The organism is Ensifer adhaerens (assembly GCF_002940685.1).
Taxonomy (GTDB): domain Bacteria; phylum Pseudomonadota; class Alphaproteobacteria; order Rhizobiales; family Rhizobiaceae; genus Ensifer; species Ensifer adhaerens_E.
Map to the genome: position 1 here is coordinate 1 of NZ_PNFP01000027.1, position 14,105 is coordinate 14,105.

The 14,105-nt window shown below is 63.2% G+C and carries 11 protein-coding genes; 9 read left to right on the forward strand and 2 right to left on the reverse strand.

Annotated features, from left to right (window positions below; genetic code table 11):
- The first annotated feature begins 489 nt into the window (after positions 1–489).
- Complete coding sequence (locus tag C1A35_RS33155) at positions 490–1,209, forward strand: hypothetical protein (RefSeq protein WP_104668479.1); 720 nt, start codon at positions 490–492, stop codon at positions 1,207–1,209.
- A 317-nt stretch (positions 1,210–1,526) separates the two neighbouring features.
- On the opposite strand, the gene C1A35_RS33160 is transcribed toward C1A35_RS33155, so the two are convergent.
- Positions 1,527–2,126 carry a TetR/AcrR family transcriptional regulator gene (locus tag C1A35_RS33160; RefSeq protein WP_104668480.1) on the reverse strand — a complete coding sequence of 200 codons (600 nt, stop codon included), beginning with the start codon at positions 2,124–2,126 and terminating at the stop codon, positions 1,527–1,529.
- Positions 2,127–2,222: 96 nt separating this feature from the next.
- Between C1A35_RS33160 and C1A35_RS33165 the strand changes: the two genes are divergently transcribed.
- Positions 2,223–3,011 carry an SDR family NAD(P)-dependent oxidoreductase gene (locus tag C1A35_RS33165; RefSeq protein ID WP_104668481.1) on the forward strand — a complete coding sequence of 263 codons (789 nt, stop codon included), beginning with the start codon at positions 2,223–2,225 and terminating at the stop codon, positions 3,009–3,011.
- A 158-nt stretch (positions 3,012–3,169) separates the two neighbouring features.
- Positions 3,170–4,099 (forward strand): aldo/keto reductase, encoded by a 930-nt coding sequence (locus tag C1A35_RS33170; protein ID WP_104668482.1) that lies wholly within the window; start codon positions 3,170–3,172, stop codon positions 4,097–4,099.
- 83 nt (positions 4,100–4,182) lie between these two features.
- On the opposite strand, the gene C1A35_RS33175 is transcribed toward C1A35_RS33170, so the two are convergent.
- A complete protein-coding gene (locus C1A35_RS33175) occupies positions 4,183–6,744 on the reverse strand; it encodes a GcvT family protein (RefSeq protein WP_104668483.1) in 2,562 nt (853 codons plus the stop codon).
- A gap of 357 nt (positions 6,745–7,101) precedes the next feature.
- On the opposite strand from C1A35_RS33175, the gene C1A35_RS33180 reads away from it, so the two are divergent.
- The 6 genes from C1A35_RS33180 (at position 7,102) to C1A35_RS33205 (ending at position 14,103) form a co-directional block, all read left to right on the forward strand.
- The gene (locus C1A35_RS33180; RefSeq protein WP_104668484.1) at positions 7,102–8,313 is read left to right on the forward strand and encodes an ROK family transcriptional regulator; all 1,212 of its coding nucleotides are present in this window, start codon (positions 7,102–7,104) and stop codon (positions 8,311–8,313) included.
- Positions 8,313–9,572, forward strand: a complete 1,260-nt coding sequence (locus C1A35_RS33185; protein WP_199773094.1) for a M20 family metallopeptidase — start codon at positions 8,313–8,315, stop codon at positions 9,570–9,572. The genes C1A35_RS33180 and C1A35_RS33185 overlap by 1 nt, the downstream gene beginning before the upstream one ends.
- Positions 9,573–9,598: 26 nt before the next feature.
- Entirely contained in the window at positions 9,599–10,660 is a 1,062-nt protein-coding gene (locus C1A35_RS33190) for a substrate-binding domain-containing protein (protein ID WP_104668485.1), read from the forward strand.
- Between the two features lie 59 nt (positions 10,661–10,719).
- Entirely contained in the window at positions 10,720–11,784 is a 1,065-nt protein-coding gene (locus tag C1A35_RS33195) for a substrate-binding domain-containing protein (RefSeq protein ID WP_104668486.1), read from the forward strand.
- Between the two features lie 130 nt (positions 11,785–11,914).
- Complete coding sequence (locus C1A35_RS33200) at positions 11,915–12,892, forward strand: ABC transporter permease (RefSeq protein WP_104668487.1); 978 nt, start codon at positions 11,915–11,917, stop codon at positions 12,890–12,892.
- An 11-nt stretch (positions 12,893–12,903) separates the two neighbouring features.
- Positions 12,904–14,103 (forward strand): alanine racemase, encoded by a 1,200-nt coding sequence (locus C1A35_RS33205; RefSeq protein WP_104668488.1) that lies wholly within the window; start codon positions 12,904–12,906, stop codon positions 14,101–14,103.
- Positions 14,104–14,105: the final 2 nt, after the last annotated feature.

Consider the following 14,105-nt stretch of genomic DNA (forward strand, 5'->3'; position numbering starts at 1 on the left):
GGGGTGGAGCAGCCCGGTAGCTCGTCAGGCTCATAACCTGAAGGCCGCAGGTTCAAATCCTGCCCCCGCAACCAAATCAAAAAAAGCCCGCCGAGAGAAATCCGGCGGGCTTTTGACGTTCAAACAACACAAAACATAAACCAGAACAACCCAAAAGCCGGAGACGTCAGCCGCAAACCGCGCAACGCAAGCGGCAGGGGCAGGGCAGGGCGCCAGCCGGAAAGAGCCCCGCCAGCGGCGGCGCAAACGTCACCGTGCGAAAGCGCATACACCGCAAATCACCGGCCAAGAGTTCATCATATTGGCTGCCGCAGCCTGGAAAAGAGGCTGCGATCCTCCGACCTCCTCGGATGATCGGCGTTACCCGTTTATTAACATATACAATCTATAGTTGCTTTCATCCCTGATCCCCGCAATAGCATGAGGCTGTTCGCACCCATTCGGCAGGCAGGTGCAGAAGGCACGGCTATTGCTGCGGAGACAATACGCGTGACCACCATATCGCCGACGTCAAACATTGCATTGGAAATCCTCAGGCGGACGACGGCCGAGTCCGAGGAGAAAGCCGGTTCCACCGACAGCGCGGACAGCATCCTCAAGGCCGCAAATGGCGTTTCTGCCGAGCCTGGCAAGGCGACGACACAGGCCCTCGGTGCAATCAACAATAGCATGCTGGAGCTGAAGGCAAGGGCCGATGCCTTTATCGGCCAGGCGCTGGAACTGGTGAATTCCGATCGCTTCAAAGCCAGTGACCCCAATGTCGGAGCGACGCTGAAGGCGATCCTTACCGAGCAGGGCGAGGCCTTCGCGGGCCGGGTCGAAGCGGAACTGCTCAACAATCCGGGCCTCAGACATGAGGAAGCCATCTTCAATGCGCTCACCGCGACCGTGCGCGGCAATCGCAGCCGCTTTGCCGAAACCGAGATCGTGCTCGGCTATGAGCTGAAAACCGGAGGCAGCCAGTTGCACTACGTTGCCGACGCTGAGGGCCATAGCTCCGGCCAGTTCCTTGCCGACGCCGAGAGCGAAGCACGCATCGGTTTAGATATCGCGCGAACGGCGCGGCTTAACGCGAAGGGCGACGCTGCGCTGGCGGCGGCCCTGAAGGCGGAGGAGGACGCCGAGCGAATTTACCAGCGAACGCAGCAGTCCGTGAAGGACTGGAACGGCTTCTGGCAGAAGAAGTTCGGTTGGGATGACGACCAGTAACAACGCCGTTCGATCGACAGATGAGGCGCGACCGACGGTCCGCGGGCGCAGACTGCGTTTCCAATTCCGGCGGGTAACGCCTCAAGGGTCTGTTTCTTGGACGCTGTGCGTCCTTCACGCAACGACGCCCGCTTCCTGCTGAGAAATTGTTCCGGCGCGCAGGTCGGCACCTGCCAGGACATTCCGGCTGCGCGAGGGCGCGCCATGCGCGTCGCCATGCTTCGGTTCTGCCGCAGCGTTCCAAGTTTTTGGCCTGCCGCAGTCGCGATCGCAAAACCGTCGCGACGTTTTGAGCGACATGGCCCAGTTTTGCGCTCTTAGTCTTCCACTCTGGGATTTTTCCCGGAAAGCCTGTGGCTTGCGGAGCCTTCGGGGTCGCTGTCGGAAAGCCACGCCCGCGTCTCGTCGAGGATCTCGGCCGACAGGTCGGGATCGTCGGTCATCCGTGCCAGGATGAGCGCGCCGATCATGGCGGCGGAACTGCCGATCGCGGCGCGGCGCCTCTCTTCGTCATCCGCGCCCGGCGCGATCTTGCCGAAGCGGACGAACTGGCGCTTGAGCACGCCTGTCATCTCCGACCGTGCGGCCCCCGGTTGGCGGCTCACCTCCGACGCCAAGGCTGCGAGCGGGCAGCCGTGGCCATAATCGTCGCGATGTTCCGGCGACAGATAACGACGCGCGACGGATGAGAGGTCCACGGACAGGGGTTCGGTCCCTCCCTGCAGGCCGGCGATGGTCTGCGCGATCAGTTCCTCCTTCGACTTGAAGTAGCCGTAAAAGCCGCCATGGGTGAGGCCTGCTGCCTTCATGACATCGGTAACGGTGACAGCCTCGAAGCCGCGTTCCCTAAAGAGCCGGCCGGCCGCCTCCAGTATTATCCTCTTGTTCTCTTCGACCTGCTTCCGGCTCACGCGCATCATCGTCTCCTGAAATTTCGATTGACATTATACATGATAGCAATCATATATACAAATACATGATGATTATCATGAATAACTGAAGGAGCACGATCGATGAACAGCAAGCCTGCAGTCCTTGTAACCGGTGCCTCCACCGGTATTGGTGCCGTCTATGCGGAGCGGTTTGCGCGTCGCGGCCATGATCTCATTCTGGTCGCACGCAACACGGCGCGGCTCGACGCTCTCGCCGCGCGCCTCAGGAACGAAACCGGTGTGGCCGTGGATGTGGTGACGGCCGACCTGACGGTCGAGCAGGACCTCGCCAAGGTCGAACAGCGCCTGCGCGAAGACCGGAGCATCGGCGTGCTGGTCAACAATGCCGGCACGTCTATCCCCCGCGGCTTTCTTCAGCAGCAGAACGAGGACATCTCGAAGCTGATCGCGCTCAACGTCACGGCGGTCACCAGGCTTGCGCATGCGGCCGCTCCCGGTTTTGCGCAGAGAGGCGAGGGGGCGATCATCAACATCGCGTCGGTCGTCGGGCTTGCGCCTGAGATGGGTGCAACCGTCTACGGCGCGACCAAGGCCTTCGTGCTGTTCCTTTCTCAAGGCTTGAATGTCGAGCTGGCTGAGAAGGGTGTCTACGTTCAGGCGGTGCTGCCGGCGGCGACGCGCACCGAAATCTGGGATCATGCCGGCGTCGATGTCGACACGCTTGCCGGCGTGATGGAAGTCGGCGACCTCGTCGATGCGGCTCTTACAGGCTACGACCGGCGCGAACTCGTGACGATCCCGCCGCTGCCGGAGGCGGAGCAGTGGAACACGCTCGATGCGGCACGCCTGGCAATGCTGCCCAATTTTTCGCAGTCGTTGCCGGCGGCGCGCTATCGCTCGGCGGCCTGACCCGTCCGCGCGCGGGAGCGGGCGATCGGCGCCCGCTCCTAAACATTTGCCAAGCGTCGTCGGGCTGCTAGAAAATGAGGATCAAAGATTCGCAGGGCCGGCCGCGCCGGTCCGCGTGCGAAGATCCTCCTTCGAAACGATATTGATGGTGCGAGCCGATGAAAAGATTCAACCTGGGACCAACCGACCTTTCCGTTTCCTCTGCCGTGCTCGGGATGATGCGGATCGCCGATCTCAGCGATGACGCCATAACCCGGCTCTATGGCAAGGCGAGGGACGTGGGCATCAATGTCTTCGACCATGCCGATATCTATGGCGGCGAGTTGCACGCCTGCGAGCGCCGCTTCGGCGATGCGTTGCGGCTGAAACCTGCCGAGCGCGAACAGATCGTCGTGCAGAGCAAGTGCGGGATCCGGCGCGGCTATTTCGATTTTTCCAGGGATCATATCCTGCAGTCCGTCGACCGGTCACTTGCGGCGCTGAAGACCGACTATCTTGACCTTCTCCTGCTGCATCGTCCGGATGCGCTGGTGGAACCGGAGGAGGTGGCGGAGGCCTTCGACAAGCTGCAGGCGGCGGGCAAGGTTCGGCATTTCGGCGTTTCGAACCATACGCCGCGCCAGATCGATCTCCTGAAAACGGCGGTTCGCCAGCCGCTCGTCGCCAACCAGATCCAGCTCAGCATCGCCCATGCCCCCTCGGTCGCCTTTGGTATCGCGGCGAACATGGCTGGCCTCGAGCAATCGATCGATCGCGACGGCGAAGTGGTCGTCTATTCGCGCATCAACCGCATGACGCTGCAGGCCTGGTCGCCGTTCCAGCAGGGTTTCTTCGGCGGCGTCTTCGTCGGCGACGAAAAGAACTTTCCCGAACTCAACCGGGTGCTGGACGAACTCGCGGGTAAGTATGGGGTATCGGCTTCCGCGATCGCCTATGCCTGGATCGCCCGCCATCCGGCCAACATTCAGGTGGTGCTTGGAACGACAAGTCCCGAACGTTTGGTCGATATCGCGCCCGGCGCCGATATCACGCTGTCGCGCGAGGACTGGTATCGCCTCTTCACCGCGGCGGGGCACGTGCTGCCCTGACCTCGTTAGGTCTGCAGACCATAGAAAAGGCCCGCTCGGATCCGAGCGGGCCTTTTTTTGTTTTGGGGGCTGATGCCGCTGGCTTAGCTGCGCGGCTTCAGGTTTTCCGGGTCGTAGAGCGGCTTGTAGCCGATGCCGACGACTTCGACCGGATAGGTCTCGGCGAAGTATTCGACGTTGAGCTTGCGGCCGACCTGGCAATGGGACCAGGGCAGATAGGCAAGGGCGATGTTCTTGCCGATCGTCGGGCCAAAGGCGATCGAGGTGGTGTAGGAGCGGCGGCCGAGTTCGTCGACCAGCACCTTGCCGGTTTCCGGATCGATCACCGGCAGCGTGCCGACCGGGTAGCGCTTGACGCCGCTCTTGTCGGTGTTTTCCGTCAGGACCAGCGTGCAGAGCATGGCCGGCTGGTGCTCGCGCGCCTTGTATTCGAGATGCTTGGCCTTGCCGCGGAAATCGACATCCTTGACCTTCGGACGGGCAAGATCGGCCTCGATCAGGTTGTACTGGGTGAGAAGATCGGCGTTCTGCAGGCGCAGGCTCTTTTCCATGCGGCGCGAGTTCGCATAGGTTTCGACGCCGAAGGCCATGACGCCGGTCGAGCGTAGCGCGTCCCAGACGGCGAGACCGTCCTCGTATTTCATGTGCAGTTCCCAGCCCTGCTCGCCGACATAGGAGATGCGGAAGGCGGTGACCTTTTTGCCGGCGATCTCGATCGGCTTGATGGCGGCGAAGGCGAAGTTCTCGATGTCGAGGCCCGAGGGATCGGCAATCACCTTCTTCAGGTTCTCACGGGCATTGGGACCCCAGATGCCGATGGTGATGAACTTCTCCGAGACGTCGGTGATGGTGACGTCGAGGCCACGGTCCTCGGCGACGCGGCGCATGTACTGGAAGTCGCGCGGGCCGGCGTCGGCGCCGTTGACGAGGCGGCAGCGGTCGGCCATGCGGAAGACGGTGAAGTCGGCGCGAACCATGCCCTCGTCATCGAGGAAGTGGGTGTAGATGCCCTTGCCGATGTTGCCGTCGCCGCCGACCTTGGCGGCGCACAGCCATTCGAGCAGCTCGACATGGTCAGGACCTTCGATGTCGACCATATGGAAATGAGAGAGGTTGACGATCCCGCAGTCCTCGCTCATCGCCAGATGCTCGGCGTTGGAAACGCGCCAGAAATGGCGGCTGTCCCACTCGTTTTCGCGCACGGGAACGCGGTCGCCGTATTTTTCGAGCAGATGCTCGTTGGCGGCGTAGCCATGGGCACGCTCCCAGCCGCCGAGTTCCATGAAGTAACCGCCGAGCTCCTTCTCGCGCTCGTAGAAGGGCGAGCGCTTGACGTTGCGGCCGCTGGCATAGGGCTCGCGGGTGTGTACGGCGGGATAGTAGATTTTCTGCGCCGCCTCGAAGCAGCGGCCCTCGATGAACTTTTCCTCGAGCTGGTGCGGATAGAAGCGGGAATAGTCGATCGAGTTATGGTCGATCTCGGTGCGGCCGTCGGTCATCCAGTCGGCGATCAGCTTGCCGTAGCCGGGGCCGTCCTTCACCCAGATGGCCACGCAGTACCAGAGGCCACGCACCTTTTGGCTCTCGCCACAGGAAGGACCGCCGGCGGCCGAAACCTGAAGCAGGCCGTTGAAGGAATGGCTCTCGTTGTAGCCGAGTTCGCCGAGGATCGGCGTCAGTTCCATGGCGCGCTCAAGTGGCTCTATGATCTGTTCCATCTCGAGGTCGCGCTGTGAGGGCGACAGGCGCGCCTCGTGCTTTTCCAGAATGTTGCGCGGATGGCAGAGGCGCGGATTGGTGGTCTCGTAATAGCCCCACTCGATCTGGCCGCCTTCGGTGGTCTTCGGATCGCCGGTGTCGCGCATATAGGCGGAGTTGCCCTGATCGCGCAGAAGCGGGAAGCCGATCTCCTTGCCGGTGCCTTCGAACTCGTTGTACGGGCCGAAGAAGGTGAGGGGATGGTCGACCGGCATGACCGGCAGGTCTTCGCCGACCATTTCGGCGATCAGGCGGCCCCAGATGCCGGCGCAGACGATGACGTGGTCGGCCATGATCGTGCCGCGATGGGTGACGACGCCTTTGATGCGGCCGTTCTCGACGATCAGCGACTTTGCCGGCGTGTTGCCGAAGACCTGCAGCTTGCCCGACTTTTCCGCCGCATCGACCAGCTTGCCGGCGACCGTCTGCGAGCGCGGGATGACGAGGCCGGCATCCGGGTCGAACATGCCGCCCATGACCTGATCTTCTTCGATCAGCGGGAACATCTTCTTGATTTCAGCCGGCGAGACATAGTGGGCGCGGGTGCCGAAGGCCTTGGCGGAGGACAGCTTGCGCTTGATCTCTTCCATCCAGACATCGTCGCCGGTGCGGGCCACTTCCAGGCCGCCGATGCGGGCGTAGTGACCCATTTTCTCGAAGAAATCGATCGAATACTGCGTCGTCCAGACCGAGAGATAGTCGTGGCTGGTGGTGTAGCAGAAGTCCGAGGCGTGTGCGGTCGACCCGATATCGGTCGGCACGCCCGACTTGTCGATGCCGACGATATCGTCCCAGCCGCGCTCGATCAGGTGGTGCGCGATCGAAGCACCGACGATGCCACCCAGCCCGATGATTACGACTTTCGCCTTTTGCGGAAACTCTGCCATTGATTGCGACCCTAGTTGGATTGGATGCCGGATTTTAGGGCCTGATCCGCCCCGACCAGAGCCTGTCTACGACATTCTCATCAAACTGCACGACCAGAGCCGAGCATTTTGCGGATCGCGGAACGAGAGCTGTAGAGACGGTCATGCCACTGATTTCGTGAGAAAAAGCGCCCCTCAGCGCCAATCTGATTTCATCTAGCATATCGCAAATGGCGACGCATCCGAATGCGTCATGGCGATCTGCCTGCTTTCCAGTGGTCGCGGCGTTGGCCACGAAAGATAATCCCATCGGGTAAGATTGACAGCGATGCCTGATGTTAATAAGTTCGGTAACAGAACGAATTAAAAGAGGCCCCCGTGAACGACAGCTTGCGCATCTCCCGGAAGTTCTCCCAGCGCTCCGTCATGGAGGCGATCGTCCAGGGCGGCCCGATTTCGCGTGCGTCGATCTCGAAGCAGACCGGCCTTTCCAAGCAGACCATTTCGGAGATCGTCCGCGGCCTCGAAGAGGAGGGCTGGGTGCAGGAGACCGGGCGCACCAGCGGCCATGTCGGGCGCACCGCCGTCACCTACGAACTGGTGTGTGATGCCGCCTTCATCATCGCCGTCGACCTCGGTGGCACGAAGGTGCGCGTGGCGATCACCGATCTCGCCTGCCAGATCTTTGCCGAAGACACGGCGCCGACCGATCCGCGTGGCGGCCGCTTCGTCGTCGAGCAGATCGCTGCCATGGCCTTTGATGCGGCCGATCGCCAGAAGATCACCCGCGAGAAGATCCGGCTCGCGGTGGTCGGCGTTCCTGGTGCGCCCTGCAGCGAGACCGGCCGTGTGCTGCTTGCGCCGAATATTGCCGGCTTCGACACGATGGATGTCGTCGGCGCCTTCGAAGAGGTGCTCGGCTTCGGCGCGATGCTTGAGAACGACGTCAATCTCGCCGTCCTCGGCGAGAACTGGCTGGGGCAGGGGCAGGGGATCGACAACCTTGCCTATGTGGCGCTGGGGACCGGCGTCGGCAGCGGCCTGATGGTCGGCGGTCATCTGGTGCGCGGCGTCAGCAATGCGGCCGGTGAAATGGGTTTCCTGCCGCTCGGCGCTGATCCGTTCGAGGCGGAATCGCTGCGCACCGGCGCCTTCGAGCGCGCCGTCGCCTCGCACGGCATGGCGGAGCGCTACGCGGCACTTTCGGGCAACACGGTCACGGTTCCCACCATCTTTGCCAAGGCGGAAGCGGGCGATGCGGCAGCCCTGACGGTGCTGGATGACACTGCGCGGTATCTGGCAGCCGGCGTTGCCGCGATTGCCGCGATCGCCAACCCGCAGAAGGTCATCCTGGGCGGATCCATCGGGCTGCGGCCGGAAATGCTTGAGCGGGTAAAAGCCTTCCTGCCGCAGTGCTTCCCCTATCCGGTCAATGTGGAGACCGGTGAACTCGGCGCGCGCGCAGCGATCATCGGGGCGGCGGCGATCGGGCTCGGTCAGCTGCACAATACCCTGTTCGGGGTCGATGCGCCCGATGGCCGGATTTCGCTGCCGCGGGCAAACGTCAACGCGCTTCGGGAGGCGATTTGATGACGATGAATGACGGCTTGGTCGAACGTTTGCGCGCGGTGCTTGATCGCGAGACGGCGATTGATCTTTTTCGTGGCGCGATCGGGCGTGAGAGCATTACCGGCAACGAGGCGAATTTCGTCGCCTTTCTGGCCGAAACGATGCAGCGCTTTGGCCTGGAAGGCTTGAAAACGGCGGAGTTCCTGCCGGGGCGGCCGAACGTCTGGGCGGAGCGCAAGGGGCGCGGCAAGGGGCCACGCCTACTGTTCGTTGGCCATACGGATACGGTGCATGTCGACGGCTGGCGCGAGCATTGGGCCGGTACCGAGCGCGAGGATCCCTTCGCTGCACCGATCATCGACGGCGCGGTCTGGGGGCGCGGCTCGGGCGATCTGAAGGCCGGCATTTGCGCGTCGCTGGCGGCGCTGTCGCTGCTCGACAAGGCTGGCATGGATCTGGCCGGCGACGTGGCCTTTGCGTTCATCGGCGACGAGGAAAGCGGCCAGCCGGGTACCGGCGTTTCGGCCGGCATCAAGGATCTGGTCGGCCGCATCGAAACCGGAGAGATCGAGCGGCCAGATTTCGTCGTCTATGTCGAGCCGACCCGGCTTTCGGTCTATCCGGCGCAGATCGGCTTCTTCATCACCGATATCACGATTACAGGAAAGTCGGCCTATTTCGGCGTGCCTGAGCTCGGCAAGGACGCTTTGCGCGCGAGCCACGCGGCAATGTCGGCCCTCTGGAAACATTCCGACGAAATCGCCGCGCGCGCCGAACACAAGCTGATCGGCCGCAGTTTTCTGCTGATCACGGGGCTTGCCGGCGGCGGCTACATTGCCGTTCCCGAGCGCTGCACCCTGTCGCTGATCCGCAAGCTTCTACCGGGGGAATCGCTGGATATGGCAGCGGCCGAGATCGAAGCGGCGGTTCGTTCGGCGATCACCGATCCGGAGATCACGGTTGAGTTTTCCTATCCGGCGGGTCGCGACCACGCACTCGGGGGCACGGCTGCCGAGATCGACGAGACAGCGGCGGAAGTCGGCGCTTTGTCGGCCGCGATGGCTGAGGCCATGGCAGGCCGCGGCGTGATCGAGGGCGCACCCTTCTGGTCGGAATCGCCATTCTTCGTCAATCGCCTCGGCGTGCCGGCGGTCTACTGCGCACCGGGCGATATCCGCAATTGCCACACCTACGAGGAACGGGTCGAGGTCGAGGAATACCTCGCCGGCGTCGTCGGTTTTGCCGCTTTCATGGCCCGCTACTGCGGCGTCATGGACTGAACTGCCAAACAAGAGGGAGAACGACAATGCTTCTGAAGAAATTGATGGCTGCTGCGCTCGTCAGCGGTTTCGTGCTTGCCGTAGGTGCCGCTTCCGCCCAGACCGTCGGTCCGTCCGGCGAGAGCGCAACGCCGAGCGCCGATGTCGCCCTGACCGATGCCGATATCGGCGCGCTGAAAGGCAAGGGCTACAAGGCGGCGCTGCTCTGGCACACCTCGTCCGACTTCACCAACGCGGTTTCGGCCGGCGCCAAGGACGAGTTTGCCCGCGCCGGCGTGGAGATCGCCGTGACGACGGATGCCGGCTTCGATGCTGCCCGCCAGCGCAGCGACATCGAGACCGCGCTGGCCGCCAAGCCGAACGTGATCCTCGCGCTGCCGCTCGATCCGGTGACCTCGGCCGAGGCCTTCCGTCAGGCCGTCACCGATGGCAGCAAGCTGGTGTTCCTCTCCAATCTGCCGAGCGGCTACAAGCAGGGCGCCGACTATGCCTCGATCGTCACCGACGATCTCTTCCAGATGGGCAAGCAGGCGGCAGACGCGCTGGCAAAGGCAATCGGTAACAAGGGCAAGGTTGGATACATCTTCCATGACGCCAGCTACTACGTGACCAACCAGCGCGACCAGGCGTTCAAGTCGACGATCGAGAAGGACTATCCGGATATCAAGATCGTCGCCGAGCAGGGCATTTCGGACCCGGCCCGCGCGGAAGAACTGGCAAGTGCCATGCTGCTGCAGAACCCTGACCTCGACGGCATCTACGTGACCTGGGCCGAGCCGGCCGACGGCGTGCTTTCGGCGCTGCGCTCGAGCGGCAATACCAAGACCAAGATCGTCACGCTTGACCTCGCTGAACCGGTCGCGCTCGACATGGTCAAGGGCGGCAACGTCACGGCACTGGTGGCCGACGAGGCCTATGAGCTTGGAAGGGCGATGGCGGCCGCCGGCCTGAAGTCGCTGCTCGGCCAGCAGACGCCGGCCTTTGTCGTCGCACCGGCGCTGACGGTCACCAAGGAAAACGTTGCAGAGGGCTGGAAGCAGTCGCTCAACCGCGATGCGCCGCAGTCGGTGCTCGACGCGGCAAAGTAATCGGGCGGCCGCCGGGAGAGAGGACGCTTCCGGCGGCATCATCCCAAAGGGAGGCAGAGATGCACAGGGCAGTGAGACATTTCGCGTTGCTGGCGACGGTATTTGCCGCAACATCAGGCTATGCGGCTGACGGCAAGACTACAGGGCCGCATGGCGAGACGCCGACGCCGGCGGGCAGCCTGACGCTGACGGCGGAGCAGGAACAGCAGATCAAGGACGGCAAGTTTACCGCAGCGCTCGTCTGGCACGAGATGAGCGAATACACCAACGCGGTCAACAGCGGCGCCCAGGACGAGTTCAAGCGCCTCGGCGTCGAGGTGGTCGCACAGACCGATGCCGGCTTTGATGCCGCCCGCCAGAAGGCGGATGTCGAGACGGTGCTTGCCAAGAAGCCCTCGATCATCCTGTCGCTGCCGGTCGACCCGGCAACCGCCGCCGTGGTTTACGATCCGGCACGCAGCGCCGGTGTGAAGCTCGCCTTCGTCGACAATTCGCCGGCCGGTTACGAATACGGCAAGGACTATGTGACGATCGTCTCGGACGACCTTTTCCAGATGGGCAACAAGGCGGCCGTCGCCATGGCGGATGCGCTCGGCGGCAAGGGCAAGCTCGGCTACATCTATCACGATGCCGACTTCTACGTGACCAACCAGCGCGACGGCGCCTTCAAGTCGACGATCGAGCAGGACTATCCCGACATGAAGATCGTTGCCGAGGCCGGCATGGCGGATCCCGCCCGCAGCGAGGAAATCGCGCAAGGGATGATCACCCAGAACCCGGATCTCGACGGGATCTATGTGACCTGGGCCGAACCGGCGCTGAGCGTTCTTTCGACGCTGCGCGGCGCCGGCAACACCCATACCAAGATCGTGACGCTCGACCTCAACGAGCCGGCAGCGCTCGACATGGTCAAGGGCGGCAACATCGCAGCCTTGGTCGCCGACGAAGCCTACAATATCGGCGTCACCGCGGCGCGTGCCGCGGCCGGCTCGCTGGTCGGCAAGAAGGCCGAGCCTTTCCTGGTGGTCGACTCGCTCGCAGTCACCAAGGCGACGGTCGCCGACGGCTGGAGGAAGTCTCTGAACAAGGATGTGCCCGCGACGATCGCGGATGCGATGAAGTGATGAAATGATGCCCGCTGCATGAGCATAACATGCAGCTTCTTATAGTGCTGCGGCGACCTTTGCGCGTCTGACCAGACCCGCGGCGCCGTAGTGCAGGGGGAGCATTCCCCCTGCCTTCGGAGGAAGAATAATGTCCAGTGCCCATTCCAGCGCGAGCGGCCAGCCGGCGAGCTTCGTCAGTCGCCTCAACCTGCAGCAATACGTCGTCTATCTTGGCTTCCTGGCGATCTTTCTGTTCTTCGCCATCGTGCTTCGGGACAGCGGCTTTCTGACGGTTCGCAACCTGTCGAACATCATGCTGCAGACAGCACCGGTGACGATCATGGCGATCGGCCTCGTCTTCGTCATGTCGGCCGGCGAGATCGATCTGTCGATCGGCTCGACCGTTGCCGTGTCGGCGCTGGCGGCGGCGGTAACCGTCAACGACTATGGCCTCGCTGCCGGTGTCGTGGTCGGCATTGGCGCGGGCCTGCTGATCGGGCTCCTGAACGGCGTGCTCGTTGCTTATGTCAAGCTGCCGTCGTTTCTGGTGACGCTCGCGACACTCGGGCTTTTCGCCGGTGTCTCGCGTTCGATGACCAACCTGCGCTCGATCCCGGTGACCGACAGCTCCTTTACCGGCTTCTTCGGCTCAGGCTCGTTCCTCGGCGTGCCGTCGCTGATCTGGTGGACCGTGGTCGCCGTCGTCTGCGGCCATATCATCTACCGCGAGACCCGTTTCGGCGCCCATGTGCTGGCGACCGGTGACAACAGCCGGGCTGCGAGCGTTTCCGGCATCAGCGTGCCGCGCATTCGGCTGGCCGTGCTGATGATCAGCGGCGGCCTCGCCGGCCTCGCGGGCCTGCTTTATGCCGGTCGCCTGCAGGCGGCGAAGTACACGCTCGGTGAGACCGATCTGATGACGGTGATCGCCGCCGTCATCGTCGGCGGCACGCTGCTCAACGGCGGCAAGGGCACGATCATCGGCGCGCTCGTCGGCTCGCTGATGATGGGCATGCTCAACAACGGCCTGATCCTGATGGGCCTTTCCGTTTCCGACCAGATGATCGTTCGCGGTCTCATCATCCTCGCCGCGGTCGCCGTGTCGCTGCGCGAAAAGTCCCGCTGAAGGAGGATTTCATGTTTCTCGACGTTCTTCGCCGCCGCAACCCGGCCTTCATCGAAGCAGCGATGGCTCTGCATCAGCAGGGTAAGATCCCAGCAAACGCCTATGTTCTCGACCTCGACGCGGTCGAAGCCAACGCCAAGGTCTTGAGCGACGAGGCCCGACGCCTCGGCCTGAAGATCTTCGCCATGACCAAGCAGGTCGGCCGCTCCAGCTCCTTCTGTGATGCCGTGCAGCGCGGCGGTATCGACCGTTCGGTTGCCGTCGATATGGCCTGCGCCCGCGCCACCCACAAGGCCGGTCTGAAGGTCGGCCATCTCGGTCACCTGCAGCAGGTCGCGCGTCATGAGGCGGCTGCCGCAGCGAAAACCTTCCGGCCGGACTATTGGACGGTCTTCAACGACGAAAAGGCTGCAGAAGCGGCGGCTGGGGCACATGCCGCCGGCTATCGGCAGGATCTGCTCGCCCGTATCCGGGCGGAAGGCGATACCTTCTACCGCGGCCATGAAGGCGGGTTCGATGCCAGCGACGTTGCCGCGGTGGCGGATCGTCTCGATGCGCTCGACGGTGGCCGCTTTGCCGGCATCACCACCTTTCCGGCGCTGCTCTTCGACCATGAAAGCCGCAAGGTGAAGCCGACACACAATCTCGCGACGCTGTCGAAGGCTGCCGAGGCGCTGGCCAAGGCCGGCCGCAACGGGATCGAGGTGAATGCGCCGGGCACGACCTCCAGTGTCATGCTCCCGGCCCTTGCCGAAGCGGGCGCGACGCAATGCGAGCCGGGCAACGGTCTGCACGGCACCACCGCACTGCACGTGATGGAAGATCTGCCGGAACTGCCGGCGGTGCTCTACCTCACCGAAGTTTCCCATCTCTCGGGCGGCAAGGCCTATTGCTTCGGCGGCGGCTTCTACATCGACCCGATCTTTCCGGATTACGACGTCAAGGCGATCGTATCGACTGAACCGACCACGGCTGCATCGGCGCTCAGGAGCGTCGAGGTGCCACCGCCCTCGGCGATCGACTATTACGCGATGATCGACGCCAGCGGTGCGGCGGCGCCGAAGCCTGGCGATACGGCGGTGTTCGGCTTCCGCGGGCAGGCCTTCGTCACGCGCGCTTATGTCGTCGGCGTGTCGGGCATCTCCAAGGGCGCGCCGAAGGTGGAAACGATCGAAAACGGTTTCGGCGAAACCGCGGCCTGGCCGGTATGAGG

Excerpts from the sequence above, each read along its gene's own strand:
- C1A35_RS33160 (WP_104668480.1), bottom strand. The coding sequence starts at position 2,126 with ATGCGCGTGAGCCGGAAGCAGGTCGAAGAGAACAAGAGGATAATACTG.
- C1A35_RS33165 (WP_104668481.1), top strand. The coding sequence starts at position 2,223 with ATGAACAGCAAGCCTGCAGTCCTTGTAACCGGTGCCTCCACCGGTATT.
- C1A35_RS33170 (WP_104668482.1), top strand. The coding sequence starts at position 3,170 with ATGAAAAGATTCAACCTGGGACCAACCGACCTTTCCGTTTCCTCTGCC.
- C1A35_RS33175 (WP_104668483.1), bottom strand. The coding sequence starts at position 6,744 with ATGGCAGAGTTTCCGCAAAAGGCGAAAGTCGTAATCATCGGGCTGGGT.
- C1A35_RS33185 (WP_199773094.1), top strand. The coding sequence starts at position 8,313 with ATGACGATGAATGACGGCTTGGTCGAACGTTTGCGCGCGGTGCTTGAT.
- C1A35_RS33190 (WP_104668485.1), top strand. The coding sequence starts at position 9,599 with ATGCTTCTGAAGAAATTGATGGCTGCTGCGCTCGTCAGCGGTTTCGTG.
- C1A35_RS33195 (WP_104668486.1), top strand. The coding sequence starts at position 10,720 with ATGCACAGGGCAGTGAGACATTTCGCGTTGCTGGCGACGGTATTTGCC.
- C1A35_RS33200 (WP_104668487.1), top strand. The coding sequence starts at position 11,915 with ATGTCCAGTGCCCATTCCAGCGCGAGCGGCCAGCCGGCGAGCTTCGTC.
- C1A35_RS33205 (WP_104668488.1), top strand. The coding sequence starts at position 12,904 with ATGTTTCTCGACGTTCTTCGCCGCCGCAACCCGGCCTTCATCGAAGCA.